The organism is Halopseudomonas xiamenensis, assembly GCF_014219065.1.
GTDB lineage: Bacteria > Pseudomonadota > Gammaproteobacteria > Pseudomonadales > Pseudomonadaceae > Halopseudomonas > Halopseudomonas xiamenensis.
This window is the reverse complement of record NZ_JACLGO010000001.1, coordinates 123227-149843: the sequence shown is the minus strand read 5'-3', so window position 1 is coordinate 149843 and position 26617 is coordinate 123227. Positions and strand designations below refer to the sequence as shown.

Sequence of the window (26617 nt, the reverse complement as noted above, 5' to 3'; positions counted from 1 at the left end):
GATCAGTCTCCGCGCAGGGCCGTCATCAGGCCCTTGAACTTGCTGTTGAGGAAGGTGAAGCTGGCCTGGAAGTCAATGGCGTTCTCCGCATAGCGGGCCTGCTCGGCCTGCACTTCCACGGTGTTGCCATCGATCGACGGCTGGTGCGGAGTGCGGTAGCGCAAGCCGGCAGCCTGATCGATGAAACCCTCGACCTGCAGATGCCGGGCATGGGTGCGCGTGGCCTGGAACGGCTGATCGGCACCGCTTTGCTGGGCTTCCAGCACGCTGGCGAAGTCCAGGTCGCGGGCCTGGTAGTTGGGCGTATCGGCGTTGGCGATGTTGTTGGCCAACACCGCGGCCCGGTCGGCACGGAAGGCCAGGGCCTTTTCATGCAGCCCGAGGGCGCGGTCGAAACTCAAACTCATGATGGCAGTCCTCACTGTGGCCACGGCGGCCAGAGTTCTATTGCCATTCCCCAAGCAATAGCTGTGCCATCAGGCTGAAAGCCTTTGTTTTCAGGGAGTTGGGGGAATAGAACCAGAGGAAAGCGGCAAGGGATTTCCGCCTGACGGCAAGCCCCGGCGGCAACCGGCAATGCCGCTGCCCGAGGCGTTCGACAACCCGAGGGCTGCGCCAGCCGGCACGCTACCCCATCAGATAGCCTGGTAGATAATCCCCGGGTTGCACTGCACCATGCGGTACAGCTCAGGCAGCCCGTTCAGCGCCTCGGAAGCGCCGAGCATCAGGTAGCCGCCGGGCTTGAGGGTGGCATGGATGCGCCGCAGGATGTCCTTCTTCACATCCGCGGAAAAGTAGATCAGCACGTTGCGGCAGAACACGATATCGAACTTGCCGAGAATGCTGTAGCTGTCCAGCAGATTGAGCTGGCGGAACTCCACCCGATTCCGCAATGGCATTTTCACCGTCCACTGGCCGGGCGTCACCTCATCGAAATAGCGTGTCAGGCGGTCCTGGGACAAGCCCCGGGCGATGGCCAGGCTGTCGTACTGGGCCGACTTGGCAGCGCTGAGCATGCTGCTGGAGATTTCCGTGGCAACGATCTGCGCTCCACCGCGCAACTGGCCCGGATTGGCACGCTCGAACTCGTCGATGGCCATGCTCAATGAATAGGGCTCCTGCCCCGAGGAACAGGCGGCAGACCAGATGCGCAGCCGCTGGCCCGGCTGGCTGGCGATGAACTCGGGTATGAGCCGGTTCTTCAGCACCTCGAACGGGTAGATATCGCGGAACCACAGCGTCTCGTTGGTGGTCATGGCATCCACCACGATCTCGCGCAGGCCGGAATGCGGCTGCTGTTGAATGCGCCGCATCAACTCACCGAGGCCATTGATGCCACGCTGCTCCAGCAGACGATTGAGCCGGCTGGCCACCAGATACTGCTTGTTGTCCCCCAGCACAATGCCACAAGTGCGCTCGAGAAAATCCCGGAACAGATTGAAATCCTGGTCAGCCGCGCTCACTCACTCGGCTCCAGACTCCGGACAGGGAAAAGAAATTCAAGCATTGCCGCCCTCACGTAGCGCCTGCAGACGTTGGATCACCCGATCAGCCAACTCATCGGGAACGAACTTGGCGAGGAAGTCATCCGCGCCAACCTTGCGCACCATGGCCTGGTTGAACACACCAGACAGTGAGGTATGCAGCATGACATGCAAGTCCTTCATTCGTGGGTCATTTCTCACTTCAGCAGTAAGAGTGTAGCCGTCCATCTCCGGCATTTCGATATCCGAGATCATCAACAGCAGCTCATCGGCCACCTGCACCCCGGCATCAGCCTGCGCCTTGAGCCAGTCCAGCGCCTGACGGCCATCGTTCAGCGCGATGACTTCCAGCCCCAGGGCATCCAGACAGCGGATGATCTGCTTGCGCGCCACCGAGGAGTCATCGACGATCAGCACCTTGCGGTTGGTGGCCGCGGCCAGCGGCGTGGCATCGGCCGCCCGTTGCGGCGCCGGCTCCTCGCGGGCGATCACCTCGGCAAGCACCTTCTCGACGTCGACGATTTCCACCATCTGCTCGTCCACGTGGGTCACCGCCGTCAGATAGTGATCGCGCCCGGTACCGCGTGGCGGCGGATGCACGTCACTCCAGTTCAGGTTGACGATGCGCTCGACGGCGCGTACCAGGAAGCCCTGCACCCGGTTATTGTACTCGGTGATGATGACGAAGGCAGTGGAAAGATCCTCCAGCGAGCGGCCACCGGTGGCCCGGCCGAGATCGATGATCGGCAGGGTGCCGCCACGAATATGCGCCACGCCCCGCACCATCGGGTTCAACTTGGGCAACAGGGTCAGGCGCGGGCACTGCAGCACCTCCTTGACCTTGAACACGTTGATACCGTACAGCTGCCTGCCGCCGAGCCGGAACAGCAACAGCTCCAGGCGGTTCTGCCCGACCAGTCGGGTGCGCTGATCCACCGAGTCCATTATGCCAGCCATGAAATGCTCCTCTTGCGATACGGTTCAAGCGGCATGGTCCTTGCTTGTTCCCATCAGGACTAATAGAGACGACAGCATTTTGACGTGCGTCACCCCTGATCAAGGTTCGGATTATATGCAGTTACAGGCATTTTTCATCAGACTGATCGCAGCGATCGCCCTGCTGGGCTCCGGCGGCCTGCATGCCAATCCGCTCATCGATCAGCTTATCGGCACCACCACGGCGTATCTTGAGGATAAAGTTGCCGCCCACCTGGATGGCAGCACCCGGGATGCGCGCTACGAGATCAGGGTCAACCGCCTCGATCCACGCCTGCGCCTGCCGCTCTGCCCGGCCGATGCCATCAGCGCCAACCTGGAAAGCCCCGACGTACCGGTCGGCCGCGTCACCGTGCGCGTCAGCTGCAACAGCGAGGTACAGTGGCGCCTGTTCGTACCGGCTACCGTGGACCTGTTCCAGGAGGTGGTGGTCACCACACGCCCGCTGGCGCGCCATGCGGTGATCGGTGCCGGCGACCTGGTACTGCGCGAGCGCAACCTCGGCCAGCTCAGTGGCGGCTACCTGACCCAAGCCGAACAGGCGGTGGGCATGCGCGTACGCCGGCCGGTGGATGCCGACAGCGTGCTGGCGCCCAACCAGCTGGAACAGGACGAGACGGTCAAGCGCGGCGACAAGGTGGTGATCAGCGCAGCCAACAGCCGGGTCGCGGTGCGCATGCCGGGCGAGGCGCTGGAAAGCGGTAGTACCGGCAGCCAGATCCGGGTACGCAACACCCGCTCCGATCGGGTGATCAGGGCACGCATCATCGGGCCCGGCCAGGTGGAGGTGGCCATGTGAGTCCGGACTCGAATCAGCTATACTTGCCGGCATTATCGTGAACGCGCACACTGTGCGTCACAACGCCATTTGGTGTCGGGGAATCGCGGCAAAACGTCGCGTCACTTTTTTGCAAAGATTCCCTAAAGTTTTTCCTGCATCGGCCGTTACAGATGCTGACGAAGCATTCAGGCTCTGAGGACAAACACATGGTCATCGACTTCAACCCAGGCAGCACCAGCGGTGCCGCGCGCAGCAACCAGAGCGGTGCCACCGCCGGCAAGCGCGACGTGGCAGCTGACCACCCGACTGCCGAGACCCAAGCCACCAGCCAGCCGGCGGCAGCCGACTCGCAGGTGAAACTGAGCAACCAGGCGCAGCAGCTGCAGGCGATCGAAGAGCGTCTGCGGGAACTGCCGGAAGTGGACAGCGCGCGCGTCGAGCAGATCAAGCAGGCCATTGCCGACGGCAGCTACAAGCCCGACAGCAGCCGGATTGCCGACAAGCTGATCGCGCTCGAACACTGACCGGTAGCGGGCACGCCCATCAGCGGAGAATGAAGGATGCAGTATCTCAGCGAGCTGTTCACCCGGGCCACGCAACACTGCCAGCAGTTTGCCGAACTGCTCGACCAGGAACGCCAGGCCCTGCTCGAGCAGGATATGCCCGCTCTCGATGCGCTGATCGAAGCGAAGGCGCCGCTGATCTCCTCGCTGCAGGCCGATGAACAGGCCATTACCGCCCACCTGCAGCAGTTGGGCCGGACCGATAACGGCAGCCTGCAGGACTTCATCCGCAGCCTGAATGATGCCAGCCTGACCGCGCAGCACAGCGCCTTCCTCGCCGCTGCCGAAGCCTGTCAGAGCAACAACCTGCGCAACGCCCAATTGATTCGTCACAGCCAACATATCAACGGCAGGTTGCTGGACCTGCTGCGCAACCAGGGTGAAGCCAGCCTGAATGTCTACGATCGCCAGGGCAACGCCAGCCGCGCTCCGTCCCAGCGTCCGATAAGCCGCGCCTGAACGACCTGTGATCCGGGCCGCAAAGGCCGATTGAGGTTCCGTTGGTTCAACTGCCGATGAGAAGCTGACGTGTCAACGCTATTTGAACAAGAGGTCGGCCCGCAGCCGCCCAGGGAAGTTACCACCGCGGTCGAGATCCAGGCCCTGCTGAAGAGCCTGCAGCTGGCGCGCACACCGCTGACCATCAGCTTCGATGGCCGCAGCCAGCAATGCCAGAGTTATATCGTTGACCTGGATATTCCCGACAACCGCCTGCTCATCGATGAAACCATCCCCCAGATCGGCGACAAGTGGCTCACTCAGGGTGACAGTTTCCACATCGATGCCTGGCTGGACGGCGTGCATATGCGCTGGCAGGGCGATACCGCGCTGAAAGTCCTGCTGGACGACGCTCCGGCCTTCAGCATGCCACTGCCGACCCGGCTCACCCATCATCAGCGCCGCGGTGCCTACCGCGCGACCATCCAGCGCAGCATCGACACCCACCTGGAACTGATTCATGCCCGTCATGAACGGCGCTTCGCCGGTGAACTGCTGGACATCTCGGCCACCGGCTGCAAGCTGCGCCTGACCGGCAACCAGTTGCAGGCCCTGCAGCCAGGCGAATATTACGAGCACAGCCGGCTATTGCTGCCCGAGGATACCCGCTTCGATATCAATATCGAGGTGCGCCATCGCGAGTACCATGAGGCCAGCGATGAGACCCATGTCGGCTTGCGTTTTGTACACCCCGCCCCCCAGGCACAGCGGCATATCGACCGCTTTGTCCACTACCTGCAGCGCGAGGCGCGGCGCCTGGCCAGGGAAGACCTGTTCTGAACCAGGGTCTGTTCGACCCTAGCCCGGTCGATGCTCGTCATCATCCTCATCGACCGGTGCCGGTGGAATATCGCTCTCGTCCTGCATCTGCTCGATGACCACCTGTTCGTCCACCCGCGGGTCGATCGCCGCGGCCAGCGGTGAGCTGGCCAGGTTACCGGCCGCCGGCATGAACTGGATCGGCGCCTCGTCCACCAGGTTCTCGCCGGTCACCCGCTCCGGCCGCACGAAGATCACCAGCAGCAGGCTGCTGCAGGCCATGAACACGTAGAGCATCGCCGGACCACCGAACTTCATCAGTACCGAACCGAGCAGCGGGCCGGCGGCGGCGCCCAGGCCGAAGGTGACCAGCAGCATGGCCGATAGCAGCACGCGCTGCTCCTGCTCGACGTGGTCATTGGCCAGGGCCACGGCCAGCGGGTACAGGGTGAAGGCCAGCAGCCCGAACAACACGGTAAGTACCATCAGCATCTGCGGCAGCGAGACCAGCGCGATCAGCAGCGAGACCGTGGTCAGGATGATGGCGTTGACCTGGATCATGCGACTGCGATCCAGGCGATCGGACAGCCAGCCGGCCGGCCACTGCGCCACCAGCCCGGCGCCGATGGTGACCGCCATGAAGATGCCGATGAACTGCGTATCCAGGCCGATCGAGTTGGCATAGGCCGGCGCCAGGCCGTAAAAGGAACCCAGCAGCAAGCCGGCCACGCCAATGGTGCTCAGCGCCTGGGGGATGCGCTGGACGAACAGGCGTATCTCCAGCGGTGCCGGATGCAGCGGCGCCGGGTGCAGCCGGCGGGTGACCGCCACCGGCACCAGGCACAGGGCGAAGCACATGGCGACCAGGATGACATGCCGGACGCTCAGCTCTGGCATCAGCGTCAGCACCAGTTGCCCCAGCCCCAGGCCGAGGAAGGTCACCAGCATATAGCCGGCGAATACCCGGCCGCGCTGGTGGGATTCGGCCTGCTCGTTGAGCCAGCTCTCCAGCACCATGTACTGGCACATCATCGCCACCCCCACCAGCCAGCGCAGCAGCAGCCACACCTCCACGCTGGAAGTCAGCGCATGCCCGAGCACCGAGGCCGTCACCACGCCGGCGCTGGCGACGAAGGCGCGGATATGCCCGACCCGGGCGATCAGCCGGTGCCCCACCGCAGCTCCCATGACCAGGCCGACGTAATAGCCGGTCATCAGGATGCCGATCCAGATTTCACTGACGTTGGCGGCGGACAGGCGCAGGCCCAGATAGGTACTGAGCAGGCCGCTGCCCAGCAGCATCAACAGGGTGGCAGTGTAGAGCGATGAAAAGGAGGTGAATGTGCGAGGCAATGAAGACTCCGAATAGACTGAAGATTCGCCATGCCTGGCATGAAAGCATCCAAGTGCCGGTTTCCGTTCCGGTCCTCAACAGGATAGCAGCACGCAGCCGCACGGGGGCAAGGAGGCCGCCGCCGGAATCGAAAAAGGCAGCATGACGCTGCCTTTTCCGGGTATCAAGGCGCCGGCGGTAGAGGCGAACTGAACCAGTCCAGTTGCACCGCGCCGAACACCAGACCGAGGATCACCAGCACCAGCAGCAACCATGGCCACAGCGGCTTGCGTGCAGCATAGGGATCACGCAACGAGCGTCCCGCGCCACGCGGCAGGCAGGCCAGTTGCGTCAGCGTGGTGCCGAAGCCGATATTGATGCGTGCCTGGCTGTTCACCGCCCAGCCGTTGGCATCGAGGATCGGCCCCAGGTTGCGGCGGCGCAACTTGAACCAGGCCATCAGCATCGACGGACCGGAAATCGCCAGCAGCACACCCGCGAACACCAGCGGCCACTGCCACCACTGCAGCGACAGCAGACCGCTGAAGATCGCAGCCATGGCTGCCCCCAGAGCGCCCACTGCCAGGCCGATGGCGGCAAACACCCCGGCGAACTTGGCGATATCGAAGCTCTTCGACGCCACCGACGCTTCCGCTGCCACCTCGGTGCCATCGCCAACCCGGGCCGCGGTGCTGTTGACCAGTTCGCTGTCACGGCTGGCGGCGAATTTCTGGATCTGCTCGGATACCAGCCTGGCGATGCGCCGGTACGGCGACCAGAAGGCTTCGCGCACGCTGATCGCGTTCTGCACCACCTTGACCACGGTGGCATCCCAGTCGTTACCCTGGCGATCGTAGAACAGGCCGTTACGCCCGACCAGCAACTCCTCTTCGCTACCGGCGGTCACCGCTGCCACTATGTTCAGCGTCTCCCGCTGCCTGACCGGCTGGCCTCGGCGGGTACAGGCACAGTACAGCAGGAAGCTGTCGCTGTTGCTGGCCACCTGGCCATGCGCTTCCACATCACCCACCTCCACCACCAGATCACAGCTGCGACCATCGATGAACAACCGGCCGGCCTGGAATATCGCCTTGCGCTCGCGACCGTAGAAGTCCTGGAATGATACGAAGTTGCGCAACAGGGTCAGCAACCCGCGCTGCAGGCGCAGCAGCTTGTCCAGGTCCACCAGCCCATCGGACGCCTCGGCCACCTCCAGATCCCTGGCCACCAGCTCCAGCAGTCGTGCCTGCACGCCATGCTCGACCAGCCAGACGATCCGCTCCACATCCAGGGTCTGCAGGATGGCCACCGCCGGTTTGGCCGCCTGCCAGGTGAAATAGTCGTTGCAGCGAGCGGTCAGCTCGCGCCACTGCTCGCGGGTAATGGCCTGCACATCACCCAGTTGCGGCTTGACCACGTGCTCACGCAGGGCTTGCATGGCGCTACGCCAGGCCGGGTTGATGCCCTGCTCCAGCGGCAGCGCCTCGCCATGCTGCAGGCTGGCCAGCGGCAACGCCGCCACTTCCCGGGAATCGGCCAGGTTCAGTGCGGACAGACGTACCAGCTCGGCTTCGTCGGCATTCATGATGCTGGCTGCGCGGGGGTCGAAGGCGACCATTTCCACGCGGGTGAAGTAGTCGTCGATCTTTTCCCGCAGCGCACCGATCGCGGCGATTGCGGATTCGGCATCCGGTCCCAGCGACTGCACACCATGCTCCAGGGATTGTCGCTGCCAGTCATGCACCTGCTGCGCCTGCTCGAAGAAGGCATTGATACCGGCCTCGGATACCGCCGCCTCGCCACTGCGGTCGGTTTCGGCGCCCATGCTGGCGATGATGTCGGCGATCGCCGCCTGCAGATCGGCATCCTCGGTCAATGTGGCCGGCACCAGGCCATCGCCATTGGGCTCGGCTGGTGGAAACAGGGACTTCAGGTCATCGGTGTCGGTCGCATCCAGCCCCTGGCTCTCGTCCCGACCGAGGATATGCAGCAGCCGGCGCGCGGCTACAACCAGGTGATGGCTTTGATCGTCCCCGCTGAAGGAGGCCAGGGTCAACGGATCATCGCGAAACAGCGTGTGCGGATCGGCCAGCCGCGCCAGGGTCCAGTCCACCGCATCCAGCACCTCGGGGGCGCGAATGCGTCCATCCCCGTTGCTGTCGATATAGCCGAGCATGCGCTGGTCCAGCTCCAGATTGCTGGTAGGACAAGCCAGGGTGGCCCAGAGCTTCTGATCGAGACTGCGCAGCGCGGCGAGATCGGCGGGAGTATCCAGCTGGACCTGATCGAATCCGCCGGCGCGAAAGAACTGCCAGCGATGATGTGTAGTACCCATAGCATTCCTTATGGTAAACGAGCCGATTGACGGTGAAAGGACCGTATTCTGGCAGCAAAGCCCACTTTGGGCGAGACCTTCCCTGCCCTCCTGCACCGGCATCCGGCATTGCTGCTCAACCGCCAGGAGAACGGATGGCACAAAACTGGTCTTTGCTCCGCAATATATTTGTCAACCGCTGAAAGCACTGGTCTGACCAGTCACATCAGTCACTATATAAACGCCCAATATACCGCCCAACTCCTTGATCTGCGCTGACTTGCCAACTACATATACATAACTCATACAAAACAACTGGTCATACCACAGAGATAACATCTAGACCTCTCAAAGCCGCCGCCGCAGTATCGGCATGTCGAGAACATGCGCGGCTTCCGGGATGCGCATTTGTCATAAAAAAAACAAGGAAATATCACATGAGCCAAACGCTTCTGTCCTTGCTCGCATTTTTCCCTCTGGTGCTCGCGGGGGTCCTGCTGGTCGGGTTCCGCTGGCCGGCAAAATATGCGATGCCTGTCGTCTTCGTAGTCACTGTGGTCATTGCCCTGTTTGCCTGGAACATAACGGCGGTACGCGTGATTGCTTCCACCCTACAGGGGCTGGTGCTGACGGCTTCGATCCTGTGGATCATCTTCGGCGCGATCCTGCTACTGAATACACTCAAGCATTCGGGCGGTATCCTGGCCATTCGCAAGGGTTTCTCCTCCATCAGTCCGGATCGGCGGGTGCAAGCGCTGATTGTCACCTGGCTGTTCGGCTGCTTCATCGAAGGTGCGTCCGGTTTCGGCACTCCGGCCGCGGTCGCCGCGCCGCTGATGGTCGCCCTGGGTTTCCCGGCGGTAGCCGCCGTGGTGGTCGGCATGATGGTGCAATCCACGCCTGTCTCCTTCGGCGCTGTCGGTACCCCCATGGTGGTCGGGGTCGGGGCCGGGCTTGACCAGGCCGGTATCGGCGCGACGCTGCAGACAGTCGGTTCCGACTGGCCGAGCTTCTTCCAGCTGATCGTCTCGGAGGTCGCCATCATCCATGCGATCGTCGGCCTGCTCATGCCGCTGTTCATGGTCATGGTGCTGGTACGCTTCTTCGGCCAGAACAAGTCCTGGAAGGAAGGCCTGGAGATCGCGCCATTCGCGATTTTCACCGCCCTTGCCTTCGCCATTCCCTATGTCCTCGCCGGGGTCTTCCTCGGGCCGGAGTTCCCCTCGATGATCGGTGGCCTGGTTGGCCTGGCAATCGTGGTGCCTGCCGCCAAGGCCGGCTTCCTGATTCCGAAGAAGGCCTGGGACTTCGCCGATCCCAAGGACTGGCCTGCCGAATGGATGGGCAGCATCCAGATGAAACTGGATGATGTCGCCGGCAAGCGTCCGATAGCCATCTGGATGGCCTGGCTGCCCTATGTACTGCTGGCGGGACTGCTGGTGCTGTCACGGACCAACGATACGGTCAAGGCGGCACTGAACAGCCTGAGCCTGCGCTTCACCGACATTCTCGGCGAAGCCGGTCTGTCCGCCAGCCTTGAGCCGCTGTATCTGCCCGGCGGCATCCTGATCATGGTGGTGATCCTGACCTACTTCCTGCATCGCATGAACTTCAATGAAATGAAGCGTGCGCTGGGCGAGTCCACAGGCACCATCCTGGGTGCCGGCTTCGTGCTGGTCTTCACTTTCCCCATGGTCCGCATCCTGATCAACTCCGGCGTCAACCTGTCCGACCTGCCCTCGATGCCGGTAGCCATGGCCGAGGCCGTCGCCTCTGCGGTCGGCGGCATCTATCCGCTGTTCGCACCGACCATCGGCGCACTGGGCTCGTTCATTGCCGGCTCCAACACCGCCTCCAACCTGATGCTCTCCCAGTTCCAGTTCAATACTGCCGAACTGCTGGGTATCTCCGGCGCCATCATCGTCGCTGCACAGTCGGTCGGGGCCGCGGCGGGCAACATGATCGCCATTCACAACGTGGTCGCAGCTTCCGCCACCGTGGGCCTGCTCGGTCGCGAGGGCATCACCCTGCGCAAGACCATCCTGCCGACGATCTACTACGTGACAGCGGCAGGCATCCTGGCCATGCTGGCGGTCTATGTGCTGGGCGTCAGTGATCCCTTGAGCGCAGCAGGGATCACCACCACGACGCGCTAGTCGGGGTGATTCATGATGGAGGCGCCGCGGGCGCCTCCGTCATGCACTCACTGCCAGCCATCCAGGCGCATGGTGGCACGCTCCAGGCGCTGCTCCTCATTCTCGATCTCCCGCAAGTCATCCCGAATACTGTGAATATGATCAATCGCCGCACGTTTGGCCTGGGTCGGCAGACGCTCCATCACCGCGTGATACAGCCGCGCATGATGGCGGTCCAGCTGCCGCTTGTGCGCCGGGCGGTGGTAGAGGTTCTGTACCGAGGCGAACACCGAGCTCAGCAGCAGGCTGGTAAGCGATTGCAGGGTGTGCACCAGCACCGGGTTGTGCGAGGCGTCGCAGATCGCCAGGTGGAAGGCATGATCCAGATGCGCCAGGGCCTCGGGGTCCTTCACCCCGGCGCCATGCGCCGCGACCATCTCGTCGTAGCGCCGCTGGATCAGCACGAAGTCCGCATCAGTGCCACGCAGGGCCGCCAGCCTGGCCGACTCCCCTTCCAGAAGCGCGCGTACCTCGAGCAGGTCGAACAGGGTCCGTGGGTGGCTGCTGAACAGGTGCATCATGGGCGTGTCGGCACGGTTGCCGATCAGGCTCGCCACGTAAGAGCCACGCCCCTGCTCGGTCTTGATCAGCCCGCGCCCGCGCAACACCTTCAGCCCCTCACGCAGGGCGCTACGGGATATGCCCAGCTTCTCGCACTGCTGCCTTTCCGAAGGCAGCGCCTGGCCCACTTTCAGAACCCCGTCGGCAATCAATTTCTCGATGCGGTCCGCCACCACATCACCCACCTGCCGGCGCTGTTCAACACTTTCAACCATGACCTTTTCCTTGCCTTTCAAACTGGTCCGACCAGATTAAGGGTAGTTCGCCAAATAATCCACTACAGACACAACAACCCCTGTATCCAGCTGGCTTACAGGGAGCCTCATTAACAAAACTACAAGATAAACTGGTACGACCAGTGGTCAATGGACTAGACGAAGGTCAAGTCTGACCGCAGTATTCAGACATTGAATGGGTCAGTGACCATAGAACAACAGGTGATAGCCATGAACCTTCTGTACGACGAAAAGCTCGACGGCCCCCTGCCTCCGGTAGACCGGGAGGGGCTGATCCAGGAATTGCGTCAGACGCTCCCGGACATGGAGCTGCTGCACGAACGCGAAGACCTCCAACCCTATGAGTGCGACGGCCTGTCGGCCTATCGCGTGCTGCCGATGCTGGTGGTGCTTCCCGATACCGTCGAGCAGATCGAAACCTTCATGAAGATCTGCCACCAGCGCAAGGTGCCGGTGGTCGCCCGCGGCGCCGGCACTGGCCTGTCCGGTGGCGCCCTGCCCCTGGAAGGCGGCGTGCTGCTGGTGCTGGCACGCCTGAAGAGCATCCTCGAGGTCAATGCCGAAGGCCGCTTCGCCCGGGTACAGCCCGGCGTGCGCAACCTGGCGATTTCCGAAGCGGCGGCCCCCTATCAGCTGTACTACGCGCCCGACCCTTCCTCACAGATCGCCTGCTCGATCGGCGGCAACGTGGCCGAGAATGCCGGCGGCGTGCACTGCCTGAAATACGGCCTGACCGTGCACAACCTGCTGAAGCTGGAAATCGTCACCGTCGAAGGCGAGCGCATGACGCTGGGCTCCGACGCGCTGGACAGCCCCGGCTTCGACCTGATGGCGCTGTTCACCGGCTCCGAGGGCATGCTCGGCATCGTCGTCGAGGTCACCGTCAAGCTGCTGCCGCGCCCGCAGGTGGCCAAGGTACTGATGGCCAGCTTCGATGACGTGGGCAAGGCCGGCAAGGCGGTCGGCGATATCATCTCCGCCGGCATCATCCCCGGCGGCTTGGAGATGATGGACAACCTGGCGATCCGCGCCGCCGAGGATTTCATCCACGCCGGCTACCCGGTCGAGGCCGAGGCCATCCTGCTGTGCGAGCTCGATGGCGTCGAAGCCGACGTTGCCGACGAGTGCGACCGGGTGCGCGCGGTGCTGGAAAACAGCGGCGCCACCGCCATCAGCCAGGCCAAGGACGACACCGAGCGCGCGCTGTTCTGGGCCGGACGCAAGAACGCCTTCCCGGCGGTGGGTCGCATCTCGCCCGACTACTACTGCATGGACGGTACCATTCCCCGCCGCGAACTGCCCCGCGTGCTGCAGGGCATCGCCGACCTGTCCGCCGAATACGGCCTGCGCGTGGCCAACGTGTTCCACGCCGGTGACGGCAACATGCACCCGCTGATCCTGTTCGATGCCAACCAGGAAGGCGAGCTGGAGCGCGCCGAGGCGGTCGGCGGCAAGATTCTCGAACTCTGCGTGGCGGTCGGTGGCTCGATCACCGGCGAGCATGGCGTGGGCCGGGAGAAGATCAACCAGATGTGCTCGCAGTTCAATGATGACGAACTGCTGACCTTCCATGCGGTCAAGGCGGCATTCGATCCCGACGGGCTGCTCAACCCGGGCAAGAACATCCCCACCCTGCACCGCTGCGCCGAATTCGGTGCCATGCATATCCATAACGGAAATCTGCCTTTCCCCGAACTGGAGCGCTTCTGATGTCCGCACAGCATACCCACAGCCATCGCCCCGGCGAGCGGGCGGCCAGCGCCAGTGAGCAGCAACTGCAGCAGCAGGTACTCGATGCCCTGCACAGCAACACGCCACTGGCCATTCAGGGCGCCAACAGCAAGGCCTTCCTCGGCCGTCCGGTTGACGGCCAGGTGCTGGATACCCGCGGTCACAGCGGCATCGTCAACTACGATCCCACCGAACTGGTGGTGACCGTGCGCAGTGGTACGCCGCTGGTCGAGCTGCTGGCCGCACTGGAAGAACAGGGCCAGACGCTGACCTGCGAGCCGCCGACTTTCAACGGCCAGGCCACCGTGGGCGGCATGGTCGCTGCCGGCCTGTCCGGCCCGCGCCGGCCCTGGTCCGGCGCGGTGCGTGACCTGGTGCTCGGCACCCGGGTCATCACCGGGCACGGCAAGCTGATGCGCTTTGGCGGTGAGGTGATGAAGAACGTCGCCGGCTATGACCTGTCGCGCCTGATGGCGGCCAGCTTCGGCCAGCTCGGGGTCATCACCGAGGTATCGATGAAAGTGCTGCCCAAGCCGGTGTGCAGCCGCCACCTGCGCCTGCAACTGCCTGCCGAGAAGGCCTTGCTGAAGCTCGCTGAATGGGGCCAGCAGCCGATCCCGATCACCGCTGCCAGCTATCTGGATGGCCATCTGCACCTGCGTCTGGAAGGCGGAGTCGGCTCGGTACGCTCGGCAGCCGATCGTATCGGCGGCGAGGAACTGGATGCCGGATTCTGGAGCCAGCTTAACGAACAGCAACTGGCGTTTTTCCAGGACCCGCGCCCGCTGTGGCGGCTGTCATTGCCACCGCTGACCCCGGATCTGGAGCTGCCCGGCTCCACGCTGCTGGACTGGGCCGGCGCCCAGCGCTGGCTGAAGAGCGACGCCGCCGCCGAGGACATCCAGGCGCTGGCCAGCCGGCACGGCGGCCATGCCACCTGCCACAGCAGCGGCGTTACCGACAGCCCGTTCCAGCCGCTGGCAGCGCTGCTGCAACGCTATCACCGGCAACTGAAAAAGCAGCTCGACCCTCAGGGCCTGTTCAACCCCGGCCGGATGTATTCCGGGCTCTGAGATACAAGAGGTAACACCATGCAAACCAATCTCACCGAACAGGCGCGCCAGCTGCCGCGCGCCGCAGAAGCGGAAAGCATTCTGCGCTCCTGCGTCCACTGTGGCTTCTGCAACGCCACCTGCCCGACCTACCAGTTGCTCGGCGACGAGCGTGACGGGCCGCGCGGCCGCATCTACCTGATCAAGGCGTTTCTCGAGGGCGAAGCCACTACCCGGGAAACCCAGCTGCATCTGGACCAGTGCCTGAGCTGCCGCAACTGCGAGACCACCTGCCCGTCCGGGGTGAAGTATCACACCCTGCTGGACATCGGCCGCGAAGCCATGGCCGGGCAGATCGAGCGCCCACTGCAGCAGCGCATGCTGCGCTCGGCGCTGCGCCAGGTGGTGCCCAACCCCGGTATCTTCAACACCCTGCTCAAGACCGGCCAGGCGGTACGCACTTTCATGCCGGCGGCGATCAAGGACAAGATTCCGGCCAAGGTGGCCCCGGCCAAACCACGCCCGGCACCGCGTCATGCCCGCCACGTACTGATCCTCGAAGGCTGCGCCCAGCAGGGCCTGTCACCCAATACCAACGCCGCCACGGCGCGGGTACTGGACCGCCTGGGCATCTCGATCAAGCCGATCAGCGAAGCCGGCTGCTGCGGCGCGGTGGACTACCACCTCGATGCCCAACAGGCCGGCCTGGACCGCGCACGGCGCAATATCGATGCCTGGTGGCCGGCCATCGAAGGTGGCGCCGAGGCCATCGTCCAGACCGCCAGCGGCTGCGGCGCCTTCGTCAAGGAGTACGCGCACCTGCTCAAGGATGATCCGGCCTACGCCGGCAAGGCGGAGAAAGTCAGCACCCTGGCGCTGGACCTGGTCGAGCTGCTGGAAAAGGAAGACCTGCAATCGCTGCAGGCCCGCACCACCCAGAAGCTGGCCTTCCACTGCCCCTGCACGCTGCAGCATGCACAGAAGCTGGGCGGCCGGGTGGAACCCATCCTGCAGAAGCTCGGCTTCAGCCTGACCCCGGTCGCCGATGCCCACCTGTGCTGCGGCTCGGCCGGCAGCTACTCGATTACCCAGCCGGTACTGGCCAGACAACTGCGCGACAACAAGCTGAACGCGCTGGAAGCCGGCCAGCCGGACACCATCGTTACCGCCAACATCGGCTGCCAGACCCATCTGGGATCAGCCAACCGAACACCCGTGCGCCATTGGATCGAAGTCGTCGAAGACGCACTCAACTGACTACCAGGAGACAACACCATGCTGAGCAAACCCGTACTGACCCTCGAAGAAGCCAACCGCATGATCGACGCCGCCTTCGCCGAAGCGGACAAGAACGAATGGAAGGTCACTGTCGCCGTGGTCGATGATGGCGGCCATATCCTGGCCATGCGGCGGATGGACGGATGCGCGCCGATCGCCTCCTATATCGCCCCGCAGAAAGCCCGCAGCGCTGCCCTGGGCCGCCGCGATACCAGCGAATTCGAGGCCATGATCAACGGCGGCCGCACCGCCTTCCTGTCCGCCCCCGAAGTCAGCGGCCTGCTCGAAGGCGGCGTACCGCTGAAGGTCGAGGGCCAGGTGGTTGCCGCCATCGGCGTTTCCGGTGTCAAGCCGGACCAGGATGCCCAGGTCGCCAAGGCCGGCATCGCCGCACTCTAACCCGAGGAGGAATGTTGTCATGACCCAACGTGTGAACATCCAGGGCCTGCAGATCGATGCCGCCCTGCATCAATTCATCGAGCAGCAGGCACTGCCGGGTACCGGCGTCGATGCCGCCGCCTTCTGGAACGGGTTCAGCCAGTTGGCCAATGAACTGGCGCCGAAGAACCGTGCCCTGCTGGCCGAGCGTGATCGCCTGCAGAGCGAGCTGGACCAGTGGCACAAAGCCAATCCGGGGCCAGTACGTGATATGGCCGCCTACCGCGAATTTCTCACCGGCATCGGTTACCTGAAAGCGGTACCCGCCGACTTCCAGATCAGCACCGCCAATACCGACAGCGAGATCACCACCCAGGCCGGTCCGCAGCTGGTGGTGCCGGTGATGAACGGCCGCTATGCGCTGAACGCCGCCAACGCGCGCTGGGGCAGCCTGTACGACGCACTGTACGGTACAGATGCGATTGCCGAGGATGACGGTGCCGAACGCGGCCCGGGCTACAACCCGGTGCGCGGCGACAAGGTCATCGCCTTCGCCCGCGACTTCCTCAACCAGAGCATCCCGCTGCAGCAGGGCGACCATACCCAGGTCGAGGCCTACCGCGTTCAGGACGGCCAGCTACAGGTCACCCTGCAGTCGGGCCAGACCACCAGTCTGCAGTCGCCGGAGCTGTTCGCCGGCTACCAAGGCAACCCGGCCAGCCCGGATGCCCTGCTGTTCACCCACAACGGCCTGCACTTCGAGATCCAGATCGACCGCAACCATCCGATCGGCAAGACCGATGCCGCCGGCGTGAAAGACCTGCTGATCGAGGCCGCCGTATCCACCATCATGGACTGCGAGGATTCGATCGCCGCCGTCGATGCCGAGGATAAGGTGCTGGCCTACGGCAACTGGCTGGGGCTGATGCGTGGCGATCTGGTCGAGCATATGGAAAAAGGCGGCAAGGCCATGGTCCGCAAGCTCAACCCGGACCGCCAGTACACTGCCGCCGATGGCAGTGAACTGACCCTGCACGGCCGCTCGCTGCTGTTCATCCGCAACGTCGGCCACCTGATGACCAACCCGGCGATCCTGCTCGAAGACGGCAGCGAGATTCCCGAGGGCATCATGGACGCGGTCTGCACCAGCCTGATCGCCATGCACGACCTGCAACGCAAGGGCAACTCGCGCACTGGCAGCGTGTATATCGTCAAGCCGAAGATGCACGGTCCGGACGAAGTCGCCTTCGCCAACGAACTGTTCGGCCGCGTCGAGCAACTGCTCGGCCTGCCACAGCACACCATCAAGATGGGCATCATGGACGAGGAGCGCCGCACCTCGGTCAACCTCAAGGCCTGTATCGCCGCCGCCAGCGCGCGGGTGGCCTTCATCAATACCGGCTTCCTCGATCGGACCGGCGACGAGATGCACACCGTGATGCAGGGCGGCCCGGTGCTGCGCAAGGGCGACATGAAGTCCACCCCGTGGATCCAGGCCTATGAGCGCAACAACGTGCTGGTCGGCCTGACCTGCGGCCTGCGCGGCAAGGCGCAGATCGGCAAGGGCATGTGGGCCATGCCGGATCTGATGGCCGCCATGCTCGAGCAGAAGATCGGTCACCCCAAGGCCGGTGCCAACACCGCCTGGGTACCCTCACCGACCGCCGCCGTGCTGCACGCCCTGCACTACCACCAGGTCAATGTGCAGGCGGTCCAGCAGGAGCTGGAAAAGGTCTCCCTGCAGGACGAGCAGCAAGCCCTGCTCAACGGCCTGCTCACCGCACCGCTGGCTGAACAGGCTAACTGGAGTGAGGTGGAGAAGCAGCAGGAGCTGGACAACAACGCCCAGGGCATCCTCGGCTACGTGGTGCGCTGGGTCGACCAGGGCATCGGCTGCTCCAAGGTGCCGGATATCAACGATATCGGCCTGATGGAAGACCGCGCCACCCTGCGCATCTCCAGCCAGCACATGGCCAACTGGCTGCACCATGGTGTGGTCAGCAAGGAACAGGTGATCGAGACCTTCGAGCGCATGGCCAAGGTGGTGGACCAGCAGAACGCTGGCGACCCCGAGTACCGACCCATGGCCACCGACTTCTCGGCCTCGGTTGCCTACCAGGCAGCGCTGGATCTGGTATTCAAGGGTCTGGAGCAGCCCAGCGGCTATACCGAGCCGTTGCTGCACCATTGGCGGCAGGTGGCCAAGGCGCGCTAGACGGCAGACTGAGTTCCCCCTCTCCCCCGGCCCCTCTCCCGCAAGGGGAGAGGGGGGGCGTTTGAGGGCAGGCTCGGTGTTTGTCGGCAACTTTCCGTAGACCCGGACCAAGCGAAACGCCAAAGGTCTTCGCAGATTATCAGGAAACAAACGAAAGTAAGCCCCAGGAGCCCCCTCTCCCCTTGCGGGGCGAGAGCGGAAAAAGCGAAGCACTGCTTCGCCCGCTTGAGCGCCCAGAGCTCTGCGAAGGGCCGGGGCGCGGAGCGGGGTTGGGGAGAGGGGGAAACCCGCAGCCAAGAACCAAGCTTCAGAACAAACAGGGACCAAAACCCCAAAAAAACAAAAGGCTTGCCGGTCACCCACCCAGCAAGCCTTCATTTATATGGTGCGCGAGCCCGGATTCGAACCGGGGACCTACCGCTTAGGAGGCGGTTGCTCTATCCAGCTGAGCTACAAGCGCAAATCACAGCATCGTTTTTTCGTGCCGCGCATATTACCCGATCACAACTGGACTTGACCACCTTGACAAATACTGCCAAAGTTCGATTTCAAATGGCCAGCGTCGGAAACCCGTCGCAAAAACTAGACGTAATTCCGGCACCTCAGTAGGCCGTTGAAAAAATGGGTATGGAATTGAGCAAAATGCCTTTATCCATTGTCAATGTGTCAGGATTTTTTTTAACTCCTGACGAGAAGGCGGTTTGGATGGCAGGAAGCCATACGGATTCCAACTGGCCGGGATCGATTCATCAGCTAAAGCGATTATTGTTGCCCATGAAAACTGCACTCCAGAGCTACACCAGTCGAACAGCCGACAAATTTGTCGTCCGCCTCCCCGAAGGCATGCGTGACCGCATTGCCGAGGTTGCCAAGCAACACCACCGCAGCATGAACTCGGAGATCATTGCCCGGCTGGAGCACAGCCTGCTGGATCTCCCCAGCCTGCCGGAACAGCCTTCTCGCCAAGCTCTCAACGAGCAGCGCCTGGAAGACCTGAACCATCCCGAGCGCGAGCTGCTGCTACGCTTCCGGGAAATGAGCCGTCGCCAGCAGAACGCCCTGCTCGCCCTTCTGGCTGGCGAACAGCAGGCCTGAGCCAGCGGATCAGGTGGCGCCACCTTGGCGCTGCCTGTCGCCATGCAGCAGCCGTAAAAAAACCCGCTCAGTTCTCACTGAGCGGGTTTTTCATTTTGGGGCTGCTATCCGTTGGCTTCCAGCCTGCGGATCACCCGACGAATGCCAGCAGGATACCTGCCGCCACCGCCGAACCGATCACCCCTGCCACGTTGGGACCCATGGCATGCATCAGCAGGAAGTTGTGCGGGTTGGCCTCCAGACCCACCCTGTTGGATACGCGGGCCGCCATCGGTACCGCTGACACACCGGCCGAACCGATCAACGGGTTGATCGGGTGCTTGCTGAACTTGTTCATCAGCTTGGCCATCAGCACGCCGCCGGCGGTTCCCATGCAGAAAGCCACCATTCCCAGCACCAGAATCCCCAGGGTCTTCAGTTGCAGGAAGGAGTCGGCCGACAGCTTGGAGCCCACCGCCAGCCCCAACGCAATGGTGACGATGTTGATCAGGGCATTGCGGGTCGTGTCCGCCAGTCGCTCGACCACACCACTTTCGCGCATCAGGTTACCGAAGCAGAACATGCCCACCAGCGGCGCGGCATCGGGCAACAGCAGCGAGATGAGCAGCAGCAATACCAGAGGGAAAGTGATCTTCTCAACCTTGCTGACCACCCGCAACTGGGTCATGACGATGGCACGTTCCTTTTCCGTCGTCAGGGCGCGCATGATCGGCGGCTGGATCAGCGGCACCAGTGCCATGTAGGAATACGCCGCCACGGCAATCGGCCCCAGCAGGTCCGGTGCCAGCTTCGAGGTCACGAAGATCGAGGTGGGGCCGTCGGCTCCGCCGATGATCGCGATCGAGGCGGCTTCGCGCAGGGTGAAGTCGAATCCGGGGATCCCCCAGGCCGTCAGTGCCAACGCCCCGAGCAAGGTGCCGAAGATACCGACCTGTGCCGCGGCACCCAACAGCAGGGTACGCGGGTTGGCCAGCATCGGCCCGAAGTCGGTCATGGCGCCGACCCCCATGAAGATCAGCAGGGGAAACACGCTGGTCGGGATACCGACATCATAGATGAGCCGGAGCAGGCCACCCACCTCCGCCATGCCGGCGACCGGCAGATTGGCCAGAATGCCGCCAAAGCCGATCGGGATCAGCAGCAGCGGCTCGAAGCCCTTGCGAATAGCCAGGTAGATAAGCAGCAGGCACACCAGGATCATCAGCAACTGACCAGCTGCCAGATGATACAGGCCGGTGGTCTGCCACAGCAGGAACAACTTTTCCATGGGGCTCTCCTTAGCCGATGGTCAACAGAGTGTCACCGACCGATACCGCATCGCCGACCTTCACATTGACCGAGCCGACCACACCGGAGCTGATGGCCCGGATTTCGGTTTCCATCTTCATCGCTTCCAGAATCAGTATCAGGTCCCCTGCCTGCACCTGGTCGCCAGGCTGCACCAGCACCTTGAAGATGTTGCCCGCCAGCGGAGCCACCTGCGGCTCACCTGCCGTCGGGGCCGCCGCCGGGCTGGTGCTGGCCGGAGATGACTCACCCAGCGGCTTGATACCGGTGATGTCGCCGCCTTCAGTGACCTGGACCACGAAGTCCCTGCCATCCACCGATACCGTGTAGACCTCCGACTCACCTGGCTGCCCACCACTGGCGGGGGCTACCTGGCCGGTCGGTGCCGGCTCGAACGCTGCGGGGTTGCCGCGATTCTCCAGGAATTTCAGACCGATCTGCGGGAACAAGGCATAGGTGAGAACGTCATCGACGTCGTTATCGGCCAGGGCGAAGCCCTTTTCCGCTGCCAGCTCCTGCAACTCCAGGGTCAGCCTGTCCATTTCCGGTTCCAGCAAATCCGCCGGGCGGCAGCTGATCGCATCAGCACCATCCAGCACACGGGCTTGAAGTTCGGCATTGAAGGGGGCTGGCGCCGCGCCATACTCACCCTTGAGCACACCAGCGGTTTCCTTGGTAATGGACTTATAGCGCTCTCCGGTCAGCACATTGATCACCGCCTGGGTACCAACGATCTGCGAGGTGGGCGTGACCAGCGGGATGAAGCCCAGGTCTTCACGCACTCTTGGAATCTCGGCGAGCACTTCATCGAAGCGATCCCCGGCCCCCTGCTCCTTCAGTTGGCTCTCCATATTGGTCAGCATGCCGCCCGGTACCTGGGCGACGAGGATGCGCGAATCCACCCCCTTGAGGTTACCTTCGAACCTGGCGTACTTCTTCCGCACTTCGCGGAAATAGGCAGCCACCTCCTCCAGCAGCTCCAGATTCAGACCGGTATCCCGTTCGGTATTCTGGAAGATCGCAACCACCGACTCGGTCGGCGAGTGACCATAGGTCATGGACATGGAAGAAATGGCGGTGTCGACGTTATCGATGCCCGCCTCTGCAGCCTTGAGAATCGCTGCCGTGGACAGGCCAGCGGTGGCATGACACTGCATATGCACCGGAATGCTCAGCGTCTGCTTCAGCCGGGATACCAGCTCGAACGCCACATAGGGCGTCAGGATACCGGCCATATCCTTGATGGCGATGGATTCGGCGCCCATGTCCTCGATCTGTCTGGCCAGATCGACCCACATATCCAGCGTATGCACCGGGCTGGTGGTATAGGAGATCGTGCCCTGGGCATGCTTGCCCACCTGCTTGACCGCCTTGAGCGCGGTCTGCAGATTACGCGGGTCGTTCATAGCGTCGAATACGCGGAATACATCTACCCCGTTCAGGGCAGCCCGCTCGACGAACTTCTCCACCACATCATCGGCATAATGCCGGTAACCCAGCAGGTTCTGACCACGCAGCAGCATCTGCTGACGGGTATTGGGCATCGCCTGCTTGAGGGCACGGATGCGCTCCCAGGGATCTTCGCCGAGATAGCGAATACAGGCATCGAAGGTCGCCCCGCCCCAGGACTCCACGGACCAGAAGCCTACCTGATCCAGCTTGCCGGCGATCGGCAGCATGTCTTCGAGGCGCATGCGGGTGGCTAGAATGGATTGGTGAGCGTCACGCAGGATGACGTCGGTGATTCCTAATGGGTTAGCTTTCATGATGGTCATGAATGTACGGCCTTTGTTGTTATTCAGATTTTCAGAATGCTTTTCAGCTGACGGCGCGCTTGGCACGATGCAGGCGCACAGCGGCACCGATCGCAGCAAGCAGTTCAGGTTCAACCGGCACGGCAGCCGGCACAGGCACCTGCCTGGGCGCCGCGGTCACCGGTACCTCTTCCGGCACGAAGCGGATTACCAACCACGACATCAGGTTGATGCAACCGATCAGCAGCATCAGAAAGACGAATACCGCCCCCATGCCCATCAACATCAGCTCCACGCCTTCCATCAGCAGCTCAGTCGAACTCATAGTTTTCATGCCTCCATTATCAAAAAAGCGCACCACCTGTGTGAATGCGCTTCTGGCGTACTGGCGGACTGAATAGACACTCCGCCCCGGCAAAGCCGGCTCAATGTAACCTTACATTGCCAGGACTGGCAATCGTCCAGATCAACGACTCACAACAGGAATAGCGTCGCCAGCCCGAGAAATATGAAGAAACCGCCGCTGTCGGTGATACCGGTGATCATCACGCTGGAACCCAGTGCCGGGTCCTTGCCGCCACGCAGTCGCAACAGCGGAATGAATACCCCCATCAGTGCCGCCAGCAGCATGTTCAACAGCATGGCCGCCATCAACACCATTGACAGTGCGGTGCTGTCATACAGAACCCAGGCGATCACTGCCAACACCAGCCCCCAGAACAGTCCATTGATCATCGCCACGCCCGCTTCCTTGCGGATCAGTCGTCGACCATGCGCCACCTGGACCTGACCAGTGGCTATACCACGGACGATCATGGTGATGGTCTGGTTGCCGGAGTTGCCGCCGATACCGGCAACGATCGGCATCAGCGCCGCCAGCGCCACCAATTGCTCGATGGAATGTTCGAACAGGCCAATCACCCGCGAGGCGATCAGTGCCGTACACAGGTTGATCGCCAGCCAGGCCCAGCGGTTGCGCACCGACTTCCATACCGAGGCGAAGATATCCTCCTCCTCGCGCAGACCGGCGGAATTGAGCGCCTCGGTCTCCCCTTCCTCACGGATGTAGTCGACCACCTCGTCGATGGTCACCCGGCCGCAAAGCTTGCCGTCGGCATCGACCACCGGCGCCGTGACCAGGTCGTAGCGTTCGAAGGCCTGGGCCGCCTCGCCGGCCTCGGCATGCGGGTCGAATACCACCGGGTCGGTAGCCATGACATCGGCGACCAGCGCATCCGGCGAACTCACCAGCAGCTTGTGGATCGGCAGCACGCCCTGCAGGCGCCCCTCGCTGTCGATCACGAACAGCTTGTCGGTATGGTCCGGCAAGCTGTCGAAGCGGCGCAGGTAACGGCTGACGACCTCCAGGGTGACATCATCACGAATGGTGACCATGTCGAAGTCCATCAGCGCGCCCACTTCGTCCTCATCGTAGGACAGGGCCGAACGCAACCGCTCGCGCCGCTGGGCATCCAGGCTGTCCATCAGCTCTCGCACCACATCGCGCGGCAGGTCCGGCGCCAGGTCGGCCAGCTCATCGGCATCCAGCGCATTGGCGGCGGCGATGATCTCGTGGCTGTCCATGTCGGCGATCAGGGTTTCGCGCACCGCATCCGACACTTCCAGCAGGATGTCGCCGTCATGGTCGGACTTGACCAGTTGCCAGACCGCCAGGCGCTCATCCAGCGGCAGCGACTCGAGGATATAGGCAACATCGGCCGGGTGCAGCTCGCTCAGCTTGCGCTGCAGCTCGGCCTGGTTCTGCCGCTGCACCAGGTTGTCGACCAGGTCCTCCCTGCCACCGCCGCTCCTGTCGAGCAGGGAATCGACCAGCCTATGTCGCTCAAGCAGCTGGATGACCTGTTCGAGGCGGTCCTGCAGGCGCTCTGGGGACTTTCTGTTCAACTCTGACATGCTGCGTCCTCCGACAAGACAAGATCGGCCTGCCACCCCGGGTCGTGCCGTCCCACAATGCCACGAGGGACCACCGGGCGACGCAACAACAGGCTCTCCAGCCAGTCTGGCAGGCTTTTGCGCAGGCGTGATGACTGCGATTTTTGCGGGACGAAAAAAAACCCATTGTATGACCAATGGGCTTTTCAAAGTGGCGCACTCGGGAGGATTCGAACCTCCGACCGCTCGGTTCGTAGCCGAGTACTCTATCCAGCTGAGCTACGAGTGCGTTGTGGGTGCGTATTATAGAGTCTTTTTTCTGCCTGTCAACCGATTTTTTCTTTTAAATTCAAGAATCTATCGCTTGACAACTCCATAATACAAAAGTGGCGGAGAGGGAGGGATTCGAACCCTCGACACCCTTTTGAGGTGTACTCCCTTAGCAGGGGAGCGCCTTCGGCCTCTCGGCCACCTCTCCGTAACACGCGCAGAATATTAACTGCGCGGCTGCGCTAATGCAATGAAAAATTTAAGAAAATTAATCGTTTGATGCATCATCCTTTTCTTTCTGGATGCGCTGGTAGATTTCTTCGCGGTGCACAGCCACTTCTTTCGGGGCATTGACGCCGATACGCACCTGATTGCCCTTCACGCCCAGGACCGTTACTGTCACTTCATCACCTACCATCAGGGTTTCACCAACCCTGCGAGTCAGAATAAGCATTCCATTTCTCCTTGCTCATTAATCAGGACACAGCTCTGCAATAAAAAAATCGGCCTGGTGCCGGTTCAGCCGTCACGTTTGCATAAATGTGACCACAACCTGCATCAGGCGTTCGATATCGATGCGACAATTCATACTGATCCGGGCCTGTCAGCGGGCACGAGGGTCAACCAGCGTGCCCGCCGCCACGGTCAAGCGACCATTGCCGGGATGTCAGCCGATCTGCTCGGCGTCTTCGGCAGGCGCATCCAGCTCGAAGGCCGAGTGCAGGGTACGTACGGCCAGCTCCAGGTACTTCTCATCGATGACCACGGAAATCTTGATCTCCGAGGTGGAGATCATCAGGATGTTGATGCCGTGCTGCGCCAGCGCCTCGAACATCTTGCTCGCCACACCGGCATGCGAACGCATGCCCACGCCGACGATCGACACCTTGGCGATTGCACTGTCACCCGCCACTTCCCGGGCACCGATGTCGGTCGCCACCTTGCGCAGGATCTCTTCGGTACGACGCTGGTCGTTGCGATTGACGGTGAAGGTGAAGTCGGTGGTCTGATCCTGGGAGACGTTCTGCACGATCATGTCGATTTCGATGTTCGCCGCGCTGACCGGCCCGAGGATCTTGTAGGCCACGCCGGGGGTATCCGGTACACCGCGGATAGTCAGCTTGGCTTCGTCACGATTGAAAGCAATGCCGGAAATGACGGGCTGTTCCATTGAAAGATCTTCCTCAAGGGTAATCAGGGTCCCGGGACCCTCTTTGAAACTGTGCAACACACGCAGTGGCACGTTGTATTTGCCGGCGAACTCGACCGCCCGGATCTGCAGCACCTTGGAGCCCAGGCTGGCCATCTCGAGCATTTCCTCGAAGGTGACCTTGTCCAGCCGGCGAGCACTGTCGACCACCCGTGGGTCGGTGGTGTAGACGCCATCCACGTCAGTATAGATCTGGCACTCGTCGGCCTTCAGCGCGGCGGCCAGGGCCACCGCGGTGGTATCCGACCCGCCACGACCGAGGGTGGTGATATTGCCGTTGCCATCCATGCCCTGGAAGCCGGCGACGATCACCACCTTGCCGTCATCCAGCTCGGTACGCAGCTTCTGCTCATCGATATGCTGGATGCGCGCCTTGCCGAAGGCATCATCGGTCTCGATGCGTACCTGGGCGCCGGTGTAGGACACGGCAGGTACCTCGATAGCCTTGAGCGCCATGGCCAGCAGGCCGATGGTGACCTGCTCGCCAGTGGACAGGATCACGTCCATCTCCCGCGGATCGGGATCGGCACAGATTTCCCGCGCCAGACCGATCAGGCGATTGGTCTCGCCGCTCATGGCCGATACCACGATGATCAGATCATTGCCCTGGGCCTTGAACGTCTTGATTTTCTCGGCCACCTGGGCAATGCGCTCCACACTGCCGACCGAGGTACCACCAAACTTCTGGACAATAAGTGCCATTTGTTGCACCAACCCCCATGCAGATATCGGTT

23 protein-coding genes and 3 tRNA genes are annotated in these 26617 nt (G+C 62.5%); 11 read left to right on the top strand and 15 right to left on the bottom strand.

The window, feature by feature from the left end; all coding sequences use genetic code 11:
* Window positions 1-2: 2 nt before the first annotated feature.
* The 3 genes from flgB to H6X51_RS00730 all read right to left on the bottom strand — a co-directional run bounded on the left by flgB (window position 3) and on the right by H6X51_RS00730 (window position 2441).
* On the bottom strand, window positions 3-407 hold the full coding sequence (gene flgB, locus H6X51_RS00740) for a flagellar basal body rod protein FlgB (RefSeq protein ID WP_185265601.1): 405 nt from the start codon (window positions 405-407) through the stop codon (window positions 3-5).
* A gap of 228 nt (window positions 408-635) precedes the next feature.
* Window positions 636-1463: a CheR family methyltransferase gene (locus tag H6X51_RS00735; protein ID WP_185265600.1), complete on the bottom strand. Its 828-nt coding sequence runs from the start codon at window positions 1461-1463 to the stop codon at window positions 636-638.
* 36 nt (window positions 1464-1499) lie between these two features.
* Entirely contained in the window at window positions 1500-2441 is a 942-nt protein-coding gene (locus H6X51_RS00730; RefSeq protein ID WP_185265599.1) for a chemotaxis protein CheV, read from the bottom strand.
* A gap of 115 nt (window positions 2442-2556) precedes the next feature.
* Between H6X51_RS00730 and flgA the strand changes: the two genes are divergently transcribed.
* From flgA to H6X51_RS20285, 4 genes are all read left to right on the top strand, one after another.
* Window positions 2557-3279 carry a flagellar basal body P-ring formation chaperone FlgA gene (flgA, locus tag H6X51_RS00725; RefSeq protein ID WP_185265598.1) on the top strand — a complete coding sequence of 241 codons (723 nt, stop codon included), beginning with the start codon at window positions 2557-2559 and terminating at the stop codon, window positions 3277-3279.
* Window positions 3280-3467: 188 nt separating this feature from the next.
* Complete coding sequence (gene flgM / locus H6X51_RS00720; protein ID WP_185265597.1) at window positions 3468-3785, top strand: flagellar biosynthesis anti-sigma factor FlgM; 318 nt, start codon at window positions 3468-3470, stop codon at window positions 3783-3785.
* A 36-nt stretch (window positions 3786-3821) separates the two neighbouring features.
* Window positions 3822-4283, top strand: coding sequence for a flagella synthesis protein FlgN (locus H6X51_RS00715; RefSeq protein ID WP_185265596.1), 462 nt, complete (start codon window positions 3822-3824; stop codon window positions 4281-4283).
* A gap of 69 nt (window positions 4284-4352) precedes the next feature.
* Window positions 4353-5102 (top strand): flagellar brake protein, encoded by a 750-nt coding sequence (locus H6X51_RS20285; protein ID WP_185265595.1) that lies wholly within the window; start codon window positions 4353-4355, stop codon window positions 5100-5102.
* Window positions 5103-5120: 18 nt separating this feature from the next.
* Here the strand turns inward: H6X51_RS20285 and H6X51_RS00705 are convergent, their stop codons facing one another.
* Both H6X51_RS00705 and H6X51_RS00700 read right to left on the bottom strand, forming a co-directional pair.
* Window positions 5121-6434, bottom strand: coding sequence for an MFS transporter (locus H6X51_RS00705; RefSeq protein ID WP_185265594.1), 1314 nt, complete (start codon window positions 6432-6434; stop codon window positions 5121-5123).
* 164 nt (window positions 6435-6598) lie between these two features.
* On the bottom strand, window positions 6599-8749 hold the full coding sequence (locus H6X51_RS00700) for an MFS transporter (protein WP_185265593.1): 2151 nt from the start codon (window positions 8747-8749) through the stop codon (window positions 6599-6601).
* 416 nt (window positions 8750-9165) lie between these two features.
* Here H6X51_RS00700 and H6X51_RS00695 point away from each other — a divergent pair, with 416 nt between their 5' ends.
* Window positions 9166-10884 (top strand): L-lactate permease, encoded by a 1719-nt coding sequence (locus tag H6X51_RS00695; RefSeq protein ID WP_185265592.1) that lies wholly within the window; start codon window positions 9166-9168, stop codon window positions 10882-10884.
* A gap of 47 nt (window positions 10885-10931) precedes the next feature.
* Here the strand turns inward: H6X51_RS00695 and glcC are convergent, their stop codons facing one another.
* Window positions 10932-11699: a transcriptional regulator GlcC gene (glcC, locus tag H6X51_RS00690; protein ID WP_185265591.1), complete on the bottom strand. Its 768-nt coding sequence runs from the start codon at window positions 11697-11699 to the stop codon at window positions 10932-10934.
* Window positions 11700-11930: 231 nt separating this feature from the next.
* On the opposite strand from glcC, the gene glcD reads away from it, so the two are divergent.
* Genes glcD through H6X51_RS00665 form a run of 5 tightly spaced genes read left to right on the top strand, consistent with a single transcriptional unit; the run spans window position 11931 to window position 18374 of the window.
* Window positions 11931-13430 carry a glycolate oxidase subunit GlcD gene (glcD, locus tag H6X51_RS00685; protein ID WP_185265590.1) on the top strand — a complete coding sequence of 500 codons (1500 nt, stop codon included), beginning with the start codon at window positions 11931-11933 and terminating at the stop codon, window positions 13428-13430.
* A complete protein-coding gene (gene glcE, locus H6X51_RS00680) occupies window positions 13430-14524 on the top strand; it encodes a glycolate oxidase subunit GlcE (protein ID WP_185265589.1) in 1095 nt (364 codons plus the stop codon). Before glcD ends, glcE begins: the two co-directional genes overlap by 1 nt.
* A gap of 18 nt (window positions 14525-14542) precedes the next feature.
* Window positions 14543-15760, top strand: a complete 1218-nt coding sequence (gene glcF, locus H6X51_RS00675; protein ID WP_185265588.1) for a glycolate oxidase subunit GlcF — start codon at window positions 14543-14545, stop codon at window positions 15758-15760.
* Between the two features lie 18 nt (window positions 15761-15778).
* Window positions 15779-16180, top strand: a complete 402-nt coding sequence (locus H6X51_RS00670) for a GlcG/HbpS family heme-binding protein (protein ID WP_185265587.1) — start codon at window positions 15779-15781, stop codon at window positions 16178-16180.
* Between the two features lie 19 nt (window positions 16181-16199).
* Window positions 16200-18374, top strand: coding sequence for a malate synthase G (locus tag H6X51_RS00665; protein ID WP_185265586.1), 2175 nt, complete (start codon window positions 16200-16202; stop codon window positions 18372-18374).
* Between the two features lie 383 nt (window positions 18375-18757).
* Here H6X51_RS00665 and H6X51_RS00660 read toward each other — a convergent pair.
* Window positions 18758-18834: transfer RNA gene (locus H6X51_RS00660), tRNA-Arg, on the bottom strand.
* Between the two features lie 305 nt (window positions 18835-19139).
* Here H6X51_RS00660 and H6X51_RS00655 point away from each other — a divergent pair.
* Window positions 19140-19469 (top strand): Arc family DNA-binding protein, encoded by a 330-nt coding sequence (locus H6X51_RS00655; RefSeq protein ID WP_105646128.1) that lies wholly within the window; start codon window positions 19140-19142, stop codon window positions 19467-19469.
* Between the two features lie 130 nt (window positions 19470-19599).
* On the opposite strand, the gene H6X51_RS00650 is transcribed toward H6X51_RS00655, so the two are convergent.
* The 8 genes from H6X51_RS00650 to H6X51_RS00615 form a co-directional block, all read right to left on the bottom strand.
* Window positions 19600-20736, bottom strand: coding sequence for a sodium ion-translocating decarboxylase subunit beta (locus H6X51_RS00650; RefSeq protein ID WP_185265585.1), 1137 nt, complete (start codon window positions 20734-20736; stop codon window positions 19600-19602).
* Window positions 20737-20746: 10 nt separating this feature from the next.
* Window positions 20747-22531, bottom strand: coding sequence for a sodium-extruding oxaloacetate decarboxylase subunit alpha (oadA, locus tag H6X51_RS00645; protein WP_185265584.1), 1785 nt, complete (start codon window positions 22529-22531; stop codon window positions 20747-20749).
* A gap of 43 nt (window positions 22532-22574) precedes the next feature.
* Window positions 22575-22835 carry an OadG family protein gene (locus tag H6X51_RS00640; protein ID WP_185265583.1) on the bottom strand — a complete coding sequence of 87 codons (261 nt, stop codon included), beginning with the start codon at window positions 22833-22835 and terminating at the stop codon, window positions 22575-22577.
* Between the two features lie 149 nt (window positions 22836-22984).
* Window positions 22985-24424 carry a magnesium transporter gene (mgtE, locus tag H6X51_RS00635; RefSeq protein ID WP_185265582.1) on the bottom strand — a complete coding sequence of 480 codons (1440 nt, stop codon included), beginning with the start codon at window positions 24422-24424 and terminating at the stop codon, window positions 22985-22987.
* A gap of 191 nt (window positions 24425-24615) precedes the next feature.
* Window positions 24616-24692, bottom strand: a tRNA-Arg gene (locus H6X51_RS00630).
* 98 nt (window positions 24693-24790) lie between these two features.
* Window positions 24791-24881, bottom strand: a tRNA-Ser gene (locus H6X51_RS00625).
* A 60-nt stretch (window positions 24882-24941) separates the two neighbouring features.
* Window positions 24942-25127: a carbon storage regulator CsrA gene (gene csrA, locus H6X51_RS00620; RefSeq protein WP_105646123.1), complete on the bottom strand. Its 186-nt coding sequence runs from the start codon at window positions 25125-25127 to the stop codon at window positions 24942-24944.
* 213 nt (window positions 25128-25340) lie between these two features.
* On the bottom strand, window positions 25341-26585 hold the full coding sequence (locus tag H6X51_RS00615; RefSeq protein ID WP_185265581.1) for an aspartate kinase: 1245 nt from the start codon (window positions 26583-26585) through the stop codon (window positions 25341-25343).
* Window positions 26586-26617: the final 32 nt, after the last annotated feature.